Source organism: Bradyrhizobium sp. HKCCYLS3013, assembly GCF_051167615.1.
Taxonomy (GTDB): domain Bacteria; phylum Pseudomonadota; class Alphaproteobacteria; order Rhizobiales; family Xanthobacteraceae; genus Bradyrhizobium.
Map to the genome: position 1 here is coordinate 229,244 of NZ_JBNPTK010000002.1, position 14,816 is coordinate 244,059.

Here is a 14,816-nt window from a genome sequence, read left to right on the forward strand (position 1 = left end):
TCCGTGTCAGCGGAATCAGCAGGACACTTCATCCCGCGGCGGGCGGATAGAGGTGCGCCTCACCGCAATAGTCAATCACACGATAGCGCGTTTGCGCAGCTGCCACATGATCCTGCTCAACAGTTTCATCGGCAGTGAGGTATTGCGGCCCCACCGGCGCCTTGCCGTAGCCGCCGGGAATGTCGAGCACGTAGTCGGGCTGGCACAGGCCGGACACCCGGCCGCGCAGCGTTCGAATCAGGGCCTGACCTTGCGCCAGCGTGGTCCGCAGATGCGCCGTGCCCGGCGCGAGGTCGCCATGGTGCAGGTAATACGGCTTGATGCGGGTCTCCACGAAGGCGCGCATCAGCGCCTCCAGGGTCGCCGCGTCATCATTGACGCCGCGCAGCAGCACCGACTGGCTGACCATGGGAATGCCGGCATCGATCAGCCGCGCGCAGGCCGCCTGAACCGGAGGACTGAGCTCGCGCGGATGGTTGGCGTGCAGCGCGACCCAGGTCGTTGCGCCCGGCACCTTCAGCGCGTCGACCAGCGCTGGCGTGATGCGCTGGGGATCGGCGACCGGCAAACGCGTGTGGATACGGATGATCCTGACGTGCTCGATGCCGGCGAGATCGGCCATTATCTCCTTCAGCCGCCGCGGTGACAGCATCAGCGGATCGCCGCCGGTGAGGATCACCTCCCAGATCTCGCGATGGCCGCGGATGTAGTCGAGCGCGCCGCGATAGGCCTCCTCCGACAGCGCATTGTCCTTGCCGGGCCCGACCATCTCGCGGCGGAAGCAGAAGCGGCAATAGACCGCGCAGACATGCACCAGCTTGAGCAGCACCCGATCGGGATAGCGGTGCACGACGCCGGGCACCGGGGCATGCGAATCGTCCCCGATCGGATCGCCGCGCTCGCCGGGCGCGGCCGTCAGCTCGTCCGGGCTGGGCACGAACTGGCGCGCGATCGGATCGTTGGGATCGTCGGCGTCGATCAGGTCGGCGAGATGCGTCGTCACCGCCACGGCGTAGCGCTGCGCCACGCGCGCCAGCGCCGGCTGCTCCGCCGGGTCGGCCAGTCCCTGCGCGACGAGATCCTCGGCGCTGCGCAATGTCGTCGGACGTTCGATCCTGTTCATCGCTCACCTGCCGGCGGCGTCCACACCACCTGGTCGATCCTGATGGCGCCGGCCGCCAGCATCACCAGGCGGTCGAAGCCGAGCGCAACGCCGCTCGCCTGCGGCATCTCGGTCACGGCGGCGAGGAAGTCGTCGTCGAGCGGATAGCGCTCGCCATAGCGGCGCTCCTTCTCGGCCATCTCCTGCTCGAAGCGGCGGCGCTGCTCGGCGGCGTCGGTGAGCTCGCCAAAGCCATTGGCGAGCTCGACGCCGCAGGCATAGACCTCGAACCGCTCGGCGACGCGGGGGTCGGCGGCCACCCGTGCCAGCGCGGCCTCCGGCGCCGGATATTCATAGAGCACGGTGAGCCGACCCTGCCCGAGATGCGGCTCGACATGCTCGACCAGCACCTTGCTGAACAGGTCCGACCAGGTGTCGTCGTCGCTGATCCGGATCTTGCCGGCGGCGGCCTCGGCCAGCGCCGCACGGTCGCCCGCGCCGTCGCGGATGGTCGCGAGCAGGTCGATCCCGGCATGGCGCGCGAACGCGCCGGCAACCGTCAGCAGCTCGGGCTCGGCGAAGGGATCGGCGGTGCGGCCACGGAACGCGAACTGCCGGATTCCGGTGGTCTGGGCGGCGTGGGCGATCACCACGACCGTGTCGGCCATGATCGCGTCGTAGGGCGCCTCCGCCCGATACCATTCCAGCATGGTGAATTCCGGCAGATGCAGATCACCGCGCTCGCGGTCGCGGAACACCCTGGCGAACTCGAAGATCCGCTGCTCACCGGCCGCCAGCAGCTTCTTGCAGGCGAATTCCGGTGAGGTTCGAAAAAACCGCCGGTAGCGGGTTCCATCCGGCTCCGTCAGGTCGGTGCGTGGTGCGTGCAGATGGGTCTCGTTGCCCGGCGAGACCTGCAGGATGCCGGTCTCGACCTCGGTAAAGCCCTGCTCGTCGAACCAGGCCCGCAACGCCCGGGTGATCGCGGCCCGGGCGAGCAGGAACGGCCTGACATCGGCGTGCCGCTGCGGCGACCACCACGGCGAAGGCGCGGGCTCCCGGGACATCAGGGGGTCGCCCGTTCAGGCCGCAAAAGACTGGCAACCCCGGACAAAATCAGTATGTTGCCGCCCGAAACCGCATTCCGCGTCGCGTGGCGCCCCGGCTTGGTCCGGCGCCCCCTTTTCAGTGTCAGGAAAACAGCTTTGAAAGTCATCGCCAGCTCTATTCGCAAGGGTAACGTCATTGAGCAAGATGGAAAGCTCTATGTCGTCGTGACCGCCGAGAACATCCATCCCGGCAAGGGCACCCCGGTCAGCCAGATCGAAATGCGCCGAATCAGCGATGGCGTGAAGATCTCGGAGCGCTTCAAGACCACCGACCAGGTCGAGAAGGCGACGATCGAGGAGCGCAACTTCACGTTCCTCTACGAGGATGCCGACGGCTTCCACTTCATGAACCCGGAGACCTACGACCAGGTCCAGGTGCCGAAGGACGTGGTCGGCAACCAGGCCGCCTATCTCCAGGAGAACATGACGGTCAAGCTGTCGATGCACGACGTGGTCCCGGTGGCAATCACGCTGCCACAGCGGGTCACGCTCGAGGTCGTCGAGACCGAGCCGGTCACCAAGGGCCAGACCGCGTCGTCGTCCTACAAGCCGGCGGTGCTCTCCAACGGCGTCCGCACCGGCGTGCCGGCGCATATCACGGTCGGCACCCGCATCGTCGTCATGACCGAGGACGGCTCCTACTGCGAGCGCGCCAAGGACTGAGGCATCGCGAGGATCTGACGCCGGGGGGCGTGGGGGAATTTGGGGGCACGGGTCATCACGCTCATCGCCGCCCTGGCGGCGATCATCACGCTGGCCGCGTTCTCCACGACGCGCGCGGCCGATGACTTCGCGCCGCCAGCCCTCACCATCAACCGCGCCGACTGGCGCGCGGCGCTGGATCAGCTCCGCTCCGAGCTCAACGCGGCGCCCGAGGTCGCCGCCGGCTTCGCTCTGTCCGCGCGCCGCAGCGGTGTTTCGGCCGACGATCCGCGGCGCAGGCCCGCGCTGGTCCAGCTCAACGGCGTGACCTCGACCATCTTCACGGGGATCGGACGCAGTCCGGTCCCCGTTTTGCTGCCGTTCGACACCACGTCCTATCTTGTGGCGCGCCGCAGCGCCGCCATCGCGGCACCCGACCTGCCGCGCTATCAGGCCGACTTCCACACCGACCTGTTCGATGCCGGCCTATCCGGCTACGACGCCGTGTTCTCGCTGCCGCCGGAGGTGACCTCCGGCCTGCCGTCGCGCGTCTTCGCCAAGCCGGTCGAGATCCAGATCACCGGCTCACTCCTCACCTACGAGGTCGCCGACCCCGCCGGCGGCAGAGGCGAAGCCGTCAAGGCGCTGTCAGCGCAATATCCGGATCTGCGCCGCTTCATCCGCGAGGGCTATGTCCGCTACGCCTTCACCCGCTTTGGCGTGCCCTATGTGGTTTCGATCCAGTGCCTCGACAGCGCGCCGCGGCCGCGGCGGCTGGCCTGCCGCGAGGCCTATCCCATCGCCGAACGATTCCTGAGGGCGCTGCGCATCGCCGGCGGGCAGCCGTCGCGCATCCCGCCGGAGATCGCGCCGCTCACAGCCGAGCGTCCGGTCACGTTCGATGCCGATTTCACCTATCGGCCTGTTGGCGACATCGTCGCCAACAGCGGCGGACGCGGCCGGAGCGGGCGGGCCGACCGCACCGTCTATTCGCAGATCCGCTATCCCCTGGATGCGCCGGCCTATGTGCACTCGCAGTCGTTCGGCCGCCGGCGCGCGAGCGACAAATTCGACCAGCCGTGGAGCCAGTATCCCTGGCGCGACAATTTCTGCGAGGCGCGCAGCTTCAACGTCGGCCAGTGCGCCAGCGGCTTCGGCCATCAGGGCCAGGATCTCAGGCCGGGGGCCTGCCCGGTGCGGCGCGACGGCGCCGAGGGCTGCAATCCGTGGCGGCAGCGCGTGCTCGCCGCGCGCGACGGCGTCGTGATCCGCTCGACCCGGCAGCAGGCCGTGACGGTGCAGGTCAACAGCGGCACCGAGCACATCCGCTTCCGCTACATGCACATGAATCCTTCGGCGATGGATGCCGACGGCCTGCTCAACGGCCGGCGCTTGCGCGAGGGCGAGCCCATCGGCGTGGTCTCGAACTATCTCGACCATCCCAACGGCACCACGCGCCATCTGCATTTCGACGTCCAGCTGTTCACGCGCGATGGCTGGATCTGGGTCAATCCCTACATGACGCTGATCGCGGCCTATGAGCGCCTGATCGGCGGCCGCGGCCGCGAGGTCGGGCTGGAGGAGATCACCGCGTCGCAGCCGCCGTTGACCACCGGCGCGCTCGGACCCTCGCCGCCCGGACCTGCGGCCGATGCTGCCGCCGGGCGCGACCGGAACTGATCGCGGGCGCGGCTGGAACCGCGGCCCACCGTTCCGGGTTGTCTGCGCGGAGGATCGCAGACGGTGACAGCCAACCCACATCGCAGAGCCGGCCCGGCGCTCGTTTCAGCGGCGATTGCGCTGGTCTGTGTCGGCGCGCTGACGATGCTGGTGCGCGACCGCTGGCATCCGCCCGAGATCAAGTCGGCCGACGAAGCGCGTCATTCGACCACCGGCCAGGTCGCCCGCGCTGCCGGCGCGCGCGTGATGCCGACCGACCCTAGCCTCGCGGTCGAGCCCAAGCCGGAAGGCCCCAAGCGCGCGCAGCCGGCCAATCCGTTCTGAGCGCGACATACTTATTAGCTTGCAGCCGGTATCTGTCTCCCGCGGCTCTCAGAGAGACACAAGCTTGCCCGCCATCACCGGTGTGCTCCCTCGCCCTGTTCTTAAGGGGAGAGGGTTGGCGTGAGGGGCAGCCGCACGGGAAGTATGAGTGGTAGACCTGTCACCCTCGATCCGACCTCTCCCGGCGAGGTGCATGGCGCAAGCCGCGAGATCATCGTTCACATCGCGCGGCTCGCCGTCTCGCAAGGCAACTCATGAGCTCGTTGTCGTCGGTCACGCCGACCACTTGTCCTCTTCGCGGCGTTGCTCCTCGGCATTGAGACGCTCGGCGATCTCGTGCGCCATCGCCTCGTTCTTCGTCGTGGCGATCGGCTTGCCGTCCTGGCGCTGCACGCGCTGCTTATCGGCTTCCAGCGGGAAATCCTCCGGCTTGAGCGGTTCGTCCGTCCCGGTCATGCGCGCCTCCTCCGAGTTGCACGCATAACCCGCCCGGCCCCGCTGCGGTTCCAGGCAGCTCAGGACGGCGCCCGTGCCGGCCGCTCCGCCGGCGTCCAACGGAACGCGACGCCATAGCGATTCCAGAGATTGATCACGCCGATCGCCGACGTCAGGAACACCAGCTCCGTTTCGGAAAATTCGGCCCGCGCCTGGGCGTAGACCTCGTCGCTGACGCCGCCGTGCAGCGTGGTCAGCGCCTCGGTGAACGCCAGCGCCGCGCGCTCGCGGGCCGAGAATTGCGGCGCCTCGCGCCACACGACGACCAGGTTGATCTTGTCGGCGGAGACGCCGAGCTTCTCGGCCAGCAGCACGTGATGCTGCACGCAGAATGCGCAGCCATTGATCTGCGACGCCCTGATCTTGACGAGCTCGAGCAACTGCTTGTCGAGGCCGGCCTTGGCCGCCTGCTGGCTCACCGCCAGGATGGCCTCGTACAGCTCCGGCGCCTGGCTCCGGAACGCGGTGTATTCGCTGCGCGCATGTGACATTATCCGTCTCTCATGTTATCAGATCTCTGACAACTTATCAGGGCTCTGATGACATGCGCAAGGCACCGGCGTTGACGAACTCGCGAGCCTCGCGAAAGGCCGGCCCCGCGCGTCGGCCCAAATCGCAATCCAAGACGCAACCCAAGTCTCAACCCAAGAGTCAGCCCAAGACGGCGGCCCGTCCGCCATCGCCCGGCGAGGGCAAGCGCGGCGAGGACGGCCACCTCGCCTATCTGCTGCGCCAGGCGCAGGCCGCGGCGCGGCTCTCGCTCGACCGCGCGCTCGTCGCCACCGGCCTGACCCATCCGCAATTCGTGGTGCTGACGATGCTCAAGGCCTATCCCGGCCTGTCCGGCGCCGACTGCGCCCGCGTCGCGCTGCTGACGCCGCAGACCGTCAACGTCATCATCGGCAATCTGGAGCGGGACGGCGCCGTCCGGCGGACGCCGCATCCGGTCCATGGCCGGATGCTGCAATGGAGCCTGACGCGCCGTGGCCTCGCGCTGCTCGCTACGGCGCGCCGACAGGCGACTGCCATCGAACGCAGGCTTGCCCGCGGCTTGAAACGGAGTGAGCTCGCGACCATCCGGCGCTGGCTCGCGCACATCGCCGCCGATCTCCACGGCGCCTAGCGGGTTCCCGGCGCTGCCAAGGCTTTGCCGCGCACCGCCCTGACCGGGTAGACTGGCGGCCATGACCCAGTCCGATTCACGACCCGATCCGATGACCCGCCGCGCCCTGCTCCGCTCCGGCCTCGGCGCCGCCGCGCTGCTCGTCCCGGCCCTGCCGGCGTCCGCGGCGCCGGCCGAGTTCGAGGCGTGGCGCGACGGCTTCCGCAACCGCGCGCTCGCCAAGGGCATCTCGCAGGCGACCTGGACGCGGGTCATGGCACGGCTCGAGCCGGACATGACCGTGTTCAAGGAGATGCGCAACCAGCCCGAGTTCAAGGAGCAGCTCTGGCAGTACATCAACCGCCGCGTCTCCGACTGGCGCGTCATCAACGGCAAGATCGCGCTGCAGAAGAACGAGGCGCTGTTCGTGCGCATCGAGAAGGATTTTGGCGTCGAGCGCGGCACGCTTCTCGCGCTGTGGGGCGTCGAATCCGCGTTCGGCGATCCACTGGTGCAGCAGAACCACATGCGCCCGGTGTTTCCGGCGCTCGCCGCGCTCGCCTGGAACGAGCCGCGCCGCAAGGCCTATTGGGAGACCGAGCTCACCAATGCGCTGAAAATCGTCGACCGCGGCTGGAGCACGCCGGAGGAGATGCGCGGCTCCTGGGCCGGCGCCATGGGTCACACGCAATGGATGCCTGAGGTCTGGCTCAATGTCGGCTTCGACTATGACGGCGATGGCAAGATCAACCCCTTCGGCCGCCCCGACGACGCGCTCGGCTCGACCGCGCGCTATCTCGTCAACCGCGGCAAATATCACCGCGGCGAGCACTGGGGCTACGAGGTGCGCGCGCCCGGCAACATGTCTGGCAGCCGCAGCTATGCGGCGTGGCAGGCGGCCGGCGTCACCCGCGCCGACGGCCAGCCGTTCCCGCAGCCCAATGCGTCAGCGCAGCTCTGGATTCCGGTCGCGGGCGGCCCCGCCTTCCTGCTCGGCCCGAACTTCTACTCGGTGAAGTCCTACAATCCGGCCATGAGCTACGCGCTCGCGATCTGCCATCTCGGCGACCGCATTCTGGGCGCCCCGCCCTTCCTGCAGCCCTTCCCCGGCTCGGAGCGCGCGCTGACCTTGGCCGAGGTGCAGGAGATGCAGAAGCGCCTGACCGCCGCCGGCTTCGACACCGGCGGCACCGATGGCCGCGTCGGCAACGACACCATGAAGGCGATCCGCGACTTCCAGGCCAAGGCAGGCCTCACGCCGGCCGACGGCTATGGCGGGCTGAAGGTGCTGGCGAAGCTCAGACAGGGCGGTTGAGCGGTACGGTCGCTGCCGTGTGACCAACAAGTAGAGTGGGCAAAGGCGCTGCCGTGCTCTCTCAACGATCGAAATCGCGGTGGCGCCGTGCCCACCATCCCGCGGTTGAGCACGCGGCCCGACGGTGGGCACGCGGCCTCCTTCGGCGGCTGCTTCGGCCACCCTACGAGTTCGCCGTCATGGCGAGTAGCGCAACGCTCCGGTCATCGCGAGCCTCGCGCCGAAGCGATCACGATTTGGCGGCCGCCTCGCGGTGGCCGGACCTCGACGCCCGCGCCTTGGGCTGCGACGCGCTGGCAGCCTTCACCCGGATGCGCACCGAGCCGCCGCCCTTGGCCTGCTCCTCGATCTCGAAGGCGCCGGTCTTGCGAACGAGATCGCTGAGCTTGCGACAGCCATAGGTGCGCGGATCGAAGTCGGAGACCAGGTTGGAGAGCTGCTTGCCGACCTCGCCGAGCGCGACCCAGCCGTCCTCGCTCTCCATCTGCGTGATGACCTTCCTGATCATCGGCGTCGCCGCGCTGATCGGCAGCAGCGACTTCGGCGCCGCAGCGCTGTCCGCATCCTTGCTGCTCGCAGCGTCGCTGCGCAAATTCTCCGTGTAGATGAACCTGCGGCAGGCCTGCCGAAAGCTCTCCGGCGTCTTCTGCTCGCCGAAGCCGAACACGTCGGTGCCCTGCTCGCGGATGCGCGCGGCGAGCCGGGTGAAGTCGCTGTCCGACGACACCAGGCAGAAGCCGTCGAACCGTCCGCTGTGCAGCAGGTCCATCGCGTCGATCACCAGCGTGATGTCGGAGGCGTTCTTGCCGGTCGTATAGGCGAACTGCTGCTGCGGCACGATCGCGTGACGCGCCAGCGTATCGGCCCACGGCTTCGAGCGCGGGCTGGAGAAGTCGCCATAGATCCGGCGCACGCTCGCCTCGCCGATCTTGGCGATCTCCTCGAACAGCCCGTCCGCGATCTTCGCCGACGCATTGTCGGCATCGATCAGAACGGCAAGACGCGGCGAGCGAGGTTCAGACGGCATCGGATAGTCCTCAAGGTAGGCCCTGTTCTCATTCCCTTATACGCGGGCCGGCATCCAGCCGGATGATTTTCTTGAGACGAACGACACGGCCACGGGATGCGCGACCTGGCACGGCCCCAGGGGCGTAGCGAGCGGAGACGGTCTGCAGCGCTCCCCACCATTCGTACACGAACAAATTCCGGGTTCCCGGCCTGTTCTGACGATCGTTTTCACCTTCCCTTAATTTGCGTCGCACAACGATGCGCGCGACCCAACGGTGGGATCTACGGCAGATGATGAAAGAAGGCACCTATTCAGCCTGGTTCAGGACCCCCAAGGGCCAGGGAACGGGCATCGTCGAGCTGGTCGGTGGCAGGATCTGCGGCGGCGATACAGTGCTGAGCTATGCCGGCAGCTACGAGGCCCATGGCGATCGTTTCACCGCCATCATCAAGACCAAGCGCCATGCCCCGGGACAGCCGTCGCTGTTCGGCCCGGACGAGCTGACGCTCAGCCTCGAAGGGTGCTGCCGAGGCACGCCCGTCACCTGCTCCGGCTATGCCGCGGAAGCTCCCGACGTGCCGTTCGAGGCGCTTCTGCTGTTCTCGGCGTCCGACGACGCCGAGCCTCCCCCAGCTCCCCGGCCAACGCCGAAATTCAATCCCGATCAACTCCCGAAGCCATCCTGGCGCTGAGCTTCCGGCGCGGCCCGCCGGCTGTCACTGCGGCTTCGTGTGGCGCATGCTGAGATATCCGCCAACAGCGCCAGCACCGGGCTCAAGGCGATGAGGGCCAGCTGCGTCCCAAGCCTGCCACGGCCGCCAAACATCGCGTACGCGCCGAACCCCATGCACAGGATCGACGAGAGAGCTCCGTTCAAGATGTCGTCGTGCTTGGCAAGCCGCCCGGACACGTAGCGCCCAACACGGAGCTGAGGGCTCCGAACGTGAACGACAACGCCTTGAAGAGATTGCTCGCCATCAGTGCGCGCGGATCGGAGGCCGCGAGCTCCGCCGCGGCCGATCCCGACACGATGAAGACGAGGATCGTCACGGGAAAGATGGCAAGGTTCGTCGACAGAATGTCGACGATGTTTCCGATCACGACGCCCTTGAACGATACGCGATTCATCTAGCCCCCCCCTCAGCCGCCTGCGCACCTTGCCGAGCCGGTCAAGAGCGTGCAACCGCCTCGCGCGTGCGCGTCCTCGACGTTCGCCAAAGCGCGCTGCCCCGGGGGCCTCAGTTCTCCAATCACGTGGCGCCATGCCGGCATCGCTGCGCCAATCGAACCCATTCCGCAGGACAATCAGCCGCCTGCTTCCTTCAGCTCTCGGGAGCCAACTTTCCGCTTGCTTTTATTCCGAAAATCGGAAATAACATCCGGGTCTCGTCCTCATGAGAGGGGCGCTTCGCGATCGTCATGAACGTGGAGGGCGGGATGCGGTGGCCGCGATCGTGTCGCAGCGTGCTCCATGCGCGCGGACGAACGGCAGGTTGCGGACGTGAAATCGCGTGGTCCTGGCGCCCCGAAGCTGGCGCCAAGTCGTCGGGTGATGATGAGCCCTGAGGGCGACGGTGGCTAACAAGCCGGACACCGGGGAGATCGCGTATAAGCGTGAAAACCATCGCGCAGGGAATGCCGGTTGATCGGCCTACCTGTGGTGACTGCCGCCTGCTTTTTGTTTGCAGGCGGGCCATGGGTGAGGCCTTCGCCCGGCATTCCCTGCGCCCTCTCCCATCAAGAGGGTCTTTGACGATGCATCACTCGGGCGCGAATGCGCGGCGGGATGCAAAGACACGCGAATTCATGAGAGGCACGACAGCCGCGTCATCCCCCGCTGTCGTCGCCCCAGCCTCCGCGCCGGGACCCATACCCACAGGGAGCAAGGTGAGGCACGAACAGCGTGAGCATTTCGTTCTCACAACAACTGCTGCGACGGATGGGTCCCGGATCGGCGCTTCGCCGACGCGCGCGTCGTCGAAGCTTGTCCGGGACGACGCCGAATGTGGAACCGCTACCTGATCATCGCCGGCCCATGGTCCGGCACGGCCACATCCAGCACGCGCAGCTGCACGCGCTCGATACCCTGGTAGCGGTCGACGGTGAGGGTGCCGGCGACGTGCAGGATCTGGCCCCGATGCTGAACCAGGGCGTTGCCGAGCTTCTGGCCGACCGAGCGGAATGCGATCGCATTCACGGTAGCGCCGTCGCCGGATTTGAAGCGCAGCTTGAGATGCGCCTGCCCGACCTCGTCGGCATAAACCAGCTGATGCGACGGCAGCGCCACGATCGGCTCGGGATTGCCGCTGCCGAACGGACCTGCACGATTGAGCGTCGCCACCAGCTCGGGCGTTGCGGCGCGCGCGCTGATGGCGCCGTCGATCAGGATCTCATTGACGTGCCGCGCGTCGGCGACGTCGGCCGCCAGCGCACTTTCCAGATAGGCGCGGAATTCCGCCAGCCGCTCCTTGCGCAAGGTGACGCCGGCGGCCATCGCGTGCCCGCCGCCCTTCATCAGGATGCCCTGCTCCACCGCATGCCGCACCGCCTTGCCCAAATCGACGCCGGGGATCGAACGGCCCGATCCGGTGCCGATGCCGCCCGGCTCGAGCGCGATCGCAAACGCCGGCCGGGCAAACTTTTCCTTCAGCCGCGAGGCGACCAGCCCGACCACGCCGGGATGCCAGCCTTCCGACGCGGTCACGATCACCGCGCCCTTGTCCTCAAAGCCGAGCGAGGCCAGCGCCTCGGCCTCGGCCTGCGCTTCGGCCTGCTGCTCGATGACGCGGCGCTCGCTGTTGAGGCGGTCGAGCTCGGCGGCGATGCGCGCGGCTTCCGAGACGTCGCTCTCCAACAGCAGCCGCACGCCGAGATCGGCGCGGCCGATGCGCCCGCCCGCATTGATGCGCGGCCCCAGCATGAAGCCGAGATGCCAGGCTTCGGGCGGGCCGTTGAGACGGGCGACATCCATCAGCGCGGTGTGACCGACATGGTCGCGCCGGCGCATCGCGATCAGGCCCTTGGCGACGAAGGCGCGGTTGAGCGCGATCAGCGGCGCGACGTCGGCGACGGTGCCGAGCGCAACGTGATGCAACATGGACAGCAGATCCGGCTCCGGGCGCGTGCTGCTCCAGAAGCCGCGGCCGCGCAGCTCGCGATTGACGGCAACCAGCGTCACCAGGGTCAGCCCGACCGCGGCGAGATAGCCGAGGCCGGAGAGGTCGTCGGGCCGGTTTGGATTGACCAGCGCCTCGACCTCCGGCAGCTCGTCGCCGCATTGATGGTGATCGATCACCACCACGGACATGCCGAGCCGCCGCGCTTCCGCCAGCGGCTCGAGGCTGGTGGTGCCGCAATCGACCGTGACGAGCAAGGTCGCGCCCTTGTTCACCAGCGCCCGGATGGCGTCGACGTTCGGGCCGTAGCCTTCGAAGATGCGGTCGGGAATGTGGATCAGCGGATCGAGCCCGCAATGGCGCAGATGCCAGGCGAGCAGCGCCGCCGAGGTCGCGCCGTCGACATCGTAGTCGCCGAAGATCGCGACCTTCTCGCCCCTCACCGCGGCGTCGGCAATGCGCTGCGCCGCCGCTTCCATCTGCGTCACCGTGAACGGGTCCGGCATCAGCTTGCGGATGGTCGGATCGAGGAAGTCGTTGACCGCGTCGAGCTCGACGTCGCGGCCGGCGAGGACGCGCGCCAGCATCTCCGGCAACTGATAGCGTTGCACCATCGCCAGGGCCCGCGCCGCACCGCGCGCGTCCAGCCGGTCGCGCCACAATTTGTTGGTCAGCGACAGCCGCACGCCGAGGAACGCCTGCGGAGCGCTCAGGGGCAGTGCAAGGGCGGATGGTGCCATGATGCGCAGGGCCTCGCTTGCAGCGCAGCGATTCGAAAACGGACCCCTCGAATCTACAGCAACTGGCATCCATCAGCAGGTTCCTTCGCTGGAGCCCACCGGATTTGTGCCGGAGAACCACGGAACTCACAGGAAATGAGAGGGCTGCTGATATATACGCCCGGTTGCCTAAAATTAGAGCTGCGTTCAATGGAGTGCATTAAACAGCCGTTAGGCGAATTCCGTAACATTTCAATCAATTATTTCGTCCGATTTGTTCGCCCTCTTCGTGCCGACGAGGAGGCGCGGCAACATGGAGTTGATTGCCGATGCTGACCGCGCCCGAGTTGAAGACGCTTTCCTCCGCCGCTCCGTCGCAAACGACTCCCAAGGACGACGAGACCGACGTCTCGGCGCTGATCGCGCGGCTCACCGGCGAGGTCAATCAGATCGCCTGCGAGAAGACCAAGTCGATCCAGCAGATCACCAACCAGATGAAGATGCTGGCCTTGAACGCGCTGATCGAGAGCTCGCGGGTGGGCGCGCAGGGCGCGGGCTTCGCCGTGGTGGCCCAGGAGGTCCGCGCCGTCGGCCAATTGGTCGAGACCATCGCGCGCGAGCTCGAAGGCCAGCTCACGACGCGCACCGGCAATCTCAAGAGCTCGATCGAGCGCATGACCGAACGGGCCCGCGGCGAGCGCATGGTCGATCTGGCGCTGAATGCGATCGAGCTGATCGACCGCAATCTCTATGAGCGGACCTGCGACGTGCGCTGGTGGGCGACCGACTCCGCCGTGGTCGATTGCGCCGCCGCTCCGGACGCGGCGCGCGTCGCCCATGTCTCCGAACGGCTCGCGGTGATTCTCTCGGCCTACACGGTCTATCTCGATTTGTGGCTGTGCGATCCCAGCGGCAAGGTGATCGCCAACGGCCGCGCCGACCGCTTCAACGTCGTCGGCCAGAGCGTCGCCGAGACCAAATGGTTTCGCGAGGCGCGTGGATTGCGCTCGGGCGACGACTACGTCGCCGGCGACGTTGAGTGCCAGCCGCTGCTCGGCAACGCCCAGGTCGCGACCTATTGCGCCTCCGTGCGCGAGGATGGCAAGGCGCATGGCAAGCCGCTCGGCGTGCTCGCCATTCATTTCGACTGGGAAGCCCAGGCGCGCGCGATCGTCCAGGGCGTGCGCGTCAGCGAGAGCGACAGGGCGCGCGCACTGCTGGTGGATTCCAGCCATCGCGTGATCGCGTCCTCGGATGGCCAGGGCATTCTCAGCGAGCGGGTGTCGCTGAAGCTCGATGGCAAGCGCAGCGGCTTCTATCAGGATGCGTCCGGACGATTGGTCGCGTTCCACGCCACGCCCGGCTACGAGACCTACAAGGGGCTCGGCTGGTACGGCGTGATCGTGTCGGGCGCGTGAGGCGGGAGGATCAGCAGCCCAAGCGGTCGGCGATGCCGTTGAAATCATCGGCAACGATGTCCCAGGCCCCGGTGGCGTCGAAGTCGCGGCTCTGCAGCGGGCCGTATTCAGTGGGACGGGCGACGAAGGCGGTCTTCAGGCCGTAACGTTGTGCCGCCTCGAGATCGTTGTTGTGCGCGGCGACCATCATCACCTCGCCGGGCGCAAGACCCAGCAGACGCGCGGCGCCGAGATAGGTCTCGGGGTCGGGCTTGTAGTGCGCGAACAGCTCGGCGGAGAGGATCAGGTCCCACGGGAGGCCTGCGAACTTCGCCATGTTGGTGAGCAGCGCGACGTTGCCGTTGGAGAGCGGCGCGATGATGTATTTGGACTTCAGCCGGGTCAGGCCGGCGACACTGTCGGCCCACGGATGCAGCCGGTGCCAGCCGCGGGTGAGATGATCGAGATCGGCTTCGGTGAGCCCGGTGATGCCGAGCTTGGCGACCAGCGTCTCCAGCGAACGGCGATGCAGGACGTCGAGGATGACGTAGCCGCGCTCGGGGTGCTTGCGGACCTCGTCCATCGAGCCGACATAGAGCCCGCGCCAGCCATCGACCAGCGCGGTCCAGTCGCCCTGGATGCCGCGGGTCTTCGACCACGCGGTGAAGTCGTTGATCAGGCTGGTGCGCCAGTCGACGACGGTGCCGAACACGTCGAACACCAGCGCCTTGACCATGGACAGATCGGACATGCTGAATCGCTCCCCGACTTCGTCATTCCGGGATGCCTGCGAAGCGCGCAGACCC

The 14,816-nt window shown here is 67.4% G+C and carries 15 protein-coding genes; 7 read left to right on the forward strand and 8 right to left on the reverse strand.

Annotated features, from left to right (window positions below; genetic code table 11):
- Nucleotides 1-28: 28 nt before the first annotated feature.
- A complete protein-coding gene (locus ACQR1F_RS05165; protein WP_316178878.1) occupies nucleotides 29-1,123 on the reverse strand; it encodes a lysine-2,3-aminomutase-like protein in 1,095 nt (364 codons plus the stop codon).
- The gene (gene epmA, locus ACQR1F_RS05170; RefSeq protein WP_434872756.1) at nucleotides 1,120-2,169 is read right to left on the reverse strand and encodes an EF-P lysine aminoacylase EpmA; all 1,050 of its coding nucleotides are present in this window, start codon (nucleotides 2,167-2,169) and stop codon (nucleotides 1,120-1,122) included. The genes ACQR1F_RS05165 and epmA overlap by 4 nt, the downstream gene beginning before the upstream one ends.
- Before the next feature lie 138 nt (nucleotides 2,170-2,307).
- Between epmA and efp the strand changes: the two genes are divergently transcribed.
- The 3 genes from efp to ACQR1F_RS05185 all read left to right on the forward strand — a co-directional run bounded on the left by efp (nucleotide 2,308) and on the right by ACQR1F_RS05185 (nucleotide 4,857).
- A complete protein-coding gene (gene efp / locus ACQR1F_RS05175; protein WP_006614774.1) occupies nucleotides 2,308-2,874 on the forward strand; it encodes an elongation factor P in 567 nt (188 codons plus the stop codon).
- 39 nt (nucleotides 2,875-2,913) lie between these two features.
- A complete protein-coding gene (locus ACQR1F_RS05180) occupies nucleotides 2,914-4,533 on the forward strand; it encodes a M23 family peptidase (RefSeq protein ID WP_434872755.1) in 1,620 nt (539 codons plus the stop codon).
- 63 nt (nucleotides 4,534-4,596) lie between these two features.
- Nucleotides 4,597-4,857: a hypothetical protein gene (locus ACQR1F_RS05185; protein ID WP_315800095.1), complete on the forward strand. Its 261-nt coding sequence runs from the start codon at nucleotides 4,597-4,599 to the stop codon at nucleotides 4,855-4,857.
- A gap of 273 nt (nucleotides 4,858-5,130) precedes the next feature.
- Here the strand turns inward: ACQR1F_RS05185 and ACQR1F_RS05190 are convergent, their stop codons facing one another.
- Together ACQR1F_RS05190 and ACQR1F_RS05195 are read right to left on the reverse strand one after the other, a co-directional pair.
- Nucleotides 5,131-5,313, reverse strand: coding sequence for a hypothetical protein (locus ACQR1F_RS05190; protein WP_316178884.1), 183 nt, complete (start codon nucleotides 5,311-5,313; stop codon nucleotides 5,131-5,133).
- Between the two features lie 59 nt (nucleotides 5,314-5,372).
- A complete protein-coding gene (locus ACQR1F_RS05195) occupies nucleotides 5,373-5,843 on the reverse strand; it encodes a carboxymuconolactone decarboxylase family protein (RefSeq protein WP_316178886.1) in 471 nt (156 codons plus the stop codon).
- 53 nt (nucleotides 5,844-5,896) lie between these two features.
- Between ACQR1F_RS05195 and ACQR1F_RS05200 the strand changes: the two genes are divergently transcribed.
- A complete protein-coding gene (locus ACQR1F_RS05200; protein WP_316178888.1) occupies nucleotides 5,897-6,475 on the forward strand; it encodes a MarR family winged helix-turn-helix transcriptional regulator in 579 nt (192 codons plus the stop codon).
- Between the two features lie 61 nt (nucleotides 6,476-6,536).
- Complete coding sequence (locus ACQR1F_RS05205) at nucleotides 6,537-7,769, forward strand: lytic murein transglycosylase (RefSeq protein WP_434912628.1); 1,233 nt, start codon at nucleotides 6,537-6,539, stop codon at nucleotides 7,767-7,769.
- A gap of 229 nt (nucleotides 7,770-7,998) precedes the next feature.
- Here the strand turns inward: ACQR1F_RS05205 and ACQR1F_RS05210 are convergent, their stop codons facing one another.
- Entirely contained in the window at nucleotides 7,999-8,796 is a 798-nt protein-coding gene (locus ACQR1F_RS05210; RefSeq protein ID WP_434912629.1) for an NYN domain-containing protein, read from the reverse strand.
- 272 nt (nucleotides 8,797-9,068) lie between these two features.
- Here ACQR1F_RS05210 and ACQR1F_RS05215 point away from each other — a divergent pair, with 272 nt between their 5' ends.
- Nucleotides 9,069-9,470, forward strand: a complete 402-nt coding sequence (locus ACQR1F_RS05215) for a hypothetical protein (RefSeq protein WP_316178893.1) — start codon at nucleotides 9,069-9,071, stop codon at nucleotides 9,468-9,470.
- Nucleotides 9,471-9,651: 181 nt separating this feature from the next.
- Here the strand turns inward: ACQR1F_RS05215 and ACQR1F_RS05220 are convergent, their stop codons facing one another.
- The gene (locus tag ACQR1F_RS05220) at nucleotides 9,652-9,906 is read right to left on the reverse strand and encodes a hypothetical protein (protein ID WP_434872751.1); all 255 of its coding nucleotides are present in this window, start codon (nucleotides 9,904-9,906) and stop codon (nucleotides 9,652-9,654) included.
- Between the two features lie 886 nt (nucleotides 9,907-10,792).
- Nucleotides 10,793-12,634 carry a single-stranded-DNA-specific exonuclease RecJ gene (gene recJ, locus ACQR1F_RS05225; protein WP_434907585.1) on the reverse strand — a complete coding sequence of 614 codons (1,842 nt, stop codon included), beginning with the start codon at nucleotides 12,632-12,634 and terminating at the stop codon, nucleotides 10,793-10,795.
- A 308-nt stretch (nucleotides 12,635-12,942) separates the two neighbouring features.
- Between recJ and ACQR1F_RS05230 the strand changes: the two genes are divergently transcribed.
- Complete coding sequence (locus ACQR1F_RS05230) at nucleotides 12,943-14,031, forward strand: methyl-accepting chemotaxis protein (protein WP_434892156.1); 1,089 nt, start codon at nucleotides 12,943-12,945, stop codon at nucleotides 14,029-14,031.
- A gap of 10 nt (nucleotides 14,032-14,041) precedes the next feature.
- On the opposite strand, the gene ACQR1F_RS05235 is transcribed toward ACQR1F_RS05230, so the two are convergent.
- The gene (locus ACQR1F_RS05235; protein WP_315800107.1) at nucleotides 14,042-14,761 is read right to left on the reverse strand and encodes a haloacid dehalogenase type II; all 720 of its coding nucleotides are present in this window, start codon (nucleotides 14,759-14,761) and stop codon (nucleotides 14,042-14,044) included.
- Between the last annotated feature and the right edge of the window lie 55 nt (nucleotides 14,762-14,816).

Coding starts and splice junctions, on each gene's coding strand:
- ACQR1F_RS05165 (WP_316178878.1), bottom strand. CDS start 1,123: ATGAACAGGATCGAACGTCCGACGACATTGCGCAGCGCCGAGGATCTC.
- epmA (WP_434872756.1), bottom strand. CDS start 2,169: ATGTCCCGGGAGCCCGCGCCTTCGCCGTGGTGGTCGCCGCAGCGGCAC.
- ACQR1F_RS05190 (WP_316178884.1), bottom strand. CDS start 5,313: ATGACCGGGACGGACGAACCGCTCAAGCCGGAGGATTTCCCGCTGGAA.
- ACQR1F_RS05195 (WP_316178886.1), bottom strand. CDS start 5,843: ATGTCACATGCGCGCAGCGAATACACCGCGTTCCGGAGCCAGGCGCCG.
- ACQR1F_RS05200 (WP_316178888.1), top strand. CDS start 5,897: ATGCGCAAGGCACCGGCGTTGACGAACTCGCGAGCCTCGCGAAAGGCC.
- ACQR1F_RS05205 (WP_434912628.1), top strand. CDS start 6,537: ATGACCCAGTCCGATTCACGACCCGATCCGATGACCCGCCGCGCCCTG.
- ACQR1F_RS05210 (WP_434912629.1), bottom strand. CDS start 8,796: ATGCCGTCTGAACCTCGCTCGCCGCGTCTTGCCGTTCTGATCGATGCC.
- ACQR1F_RS05215 (WP_316178893.1), top strand. CDS start 9,069: ATGATGAAAGAAGGCACCTATTCAGCCTGGTTCAGGACCCCCAAGGGC.
- ACQR1F_RS05220 (WP_434872751.1), bottom strand. CDS start 9,906: ATGAATCGCGTATCGTTCAAGGGCGTCGTGATCGGAAACATCGTCGAC.
- recJ (WP_434907585.1), bottom strand. CDS start 12,634: ATGGCACCATCCGCCCTTGCACTGCCCCTGAGCGCTCCGCAGGCGTTC.
- ACQR1F_RS05230 (WP_434892156.1), top strand. CDS start 12,943: ATGCTGACCGCGCCCGAGTTGAAGACGCTTTCCTCCGCCGCTCCGTCG.
- ACQR1F_RS05235 (WP_315800107.1), bottom strand. CDS start 14,761: ATGTCCGATCTGTCCATGGTCAAGGCGCTGGTGTTCGACGTGTTCGGC.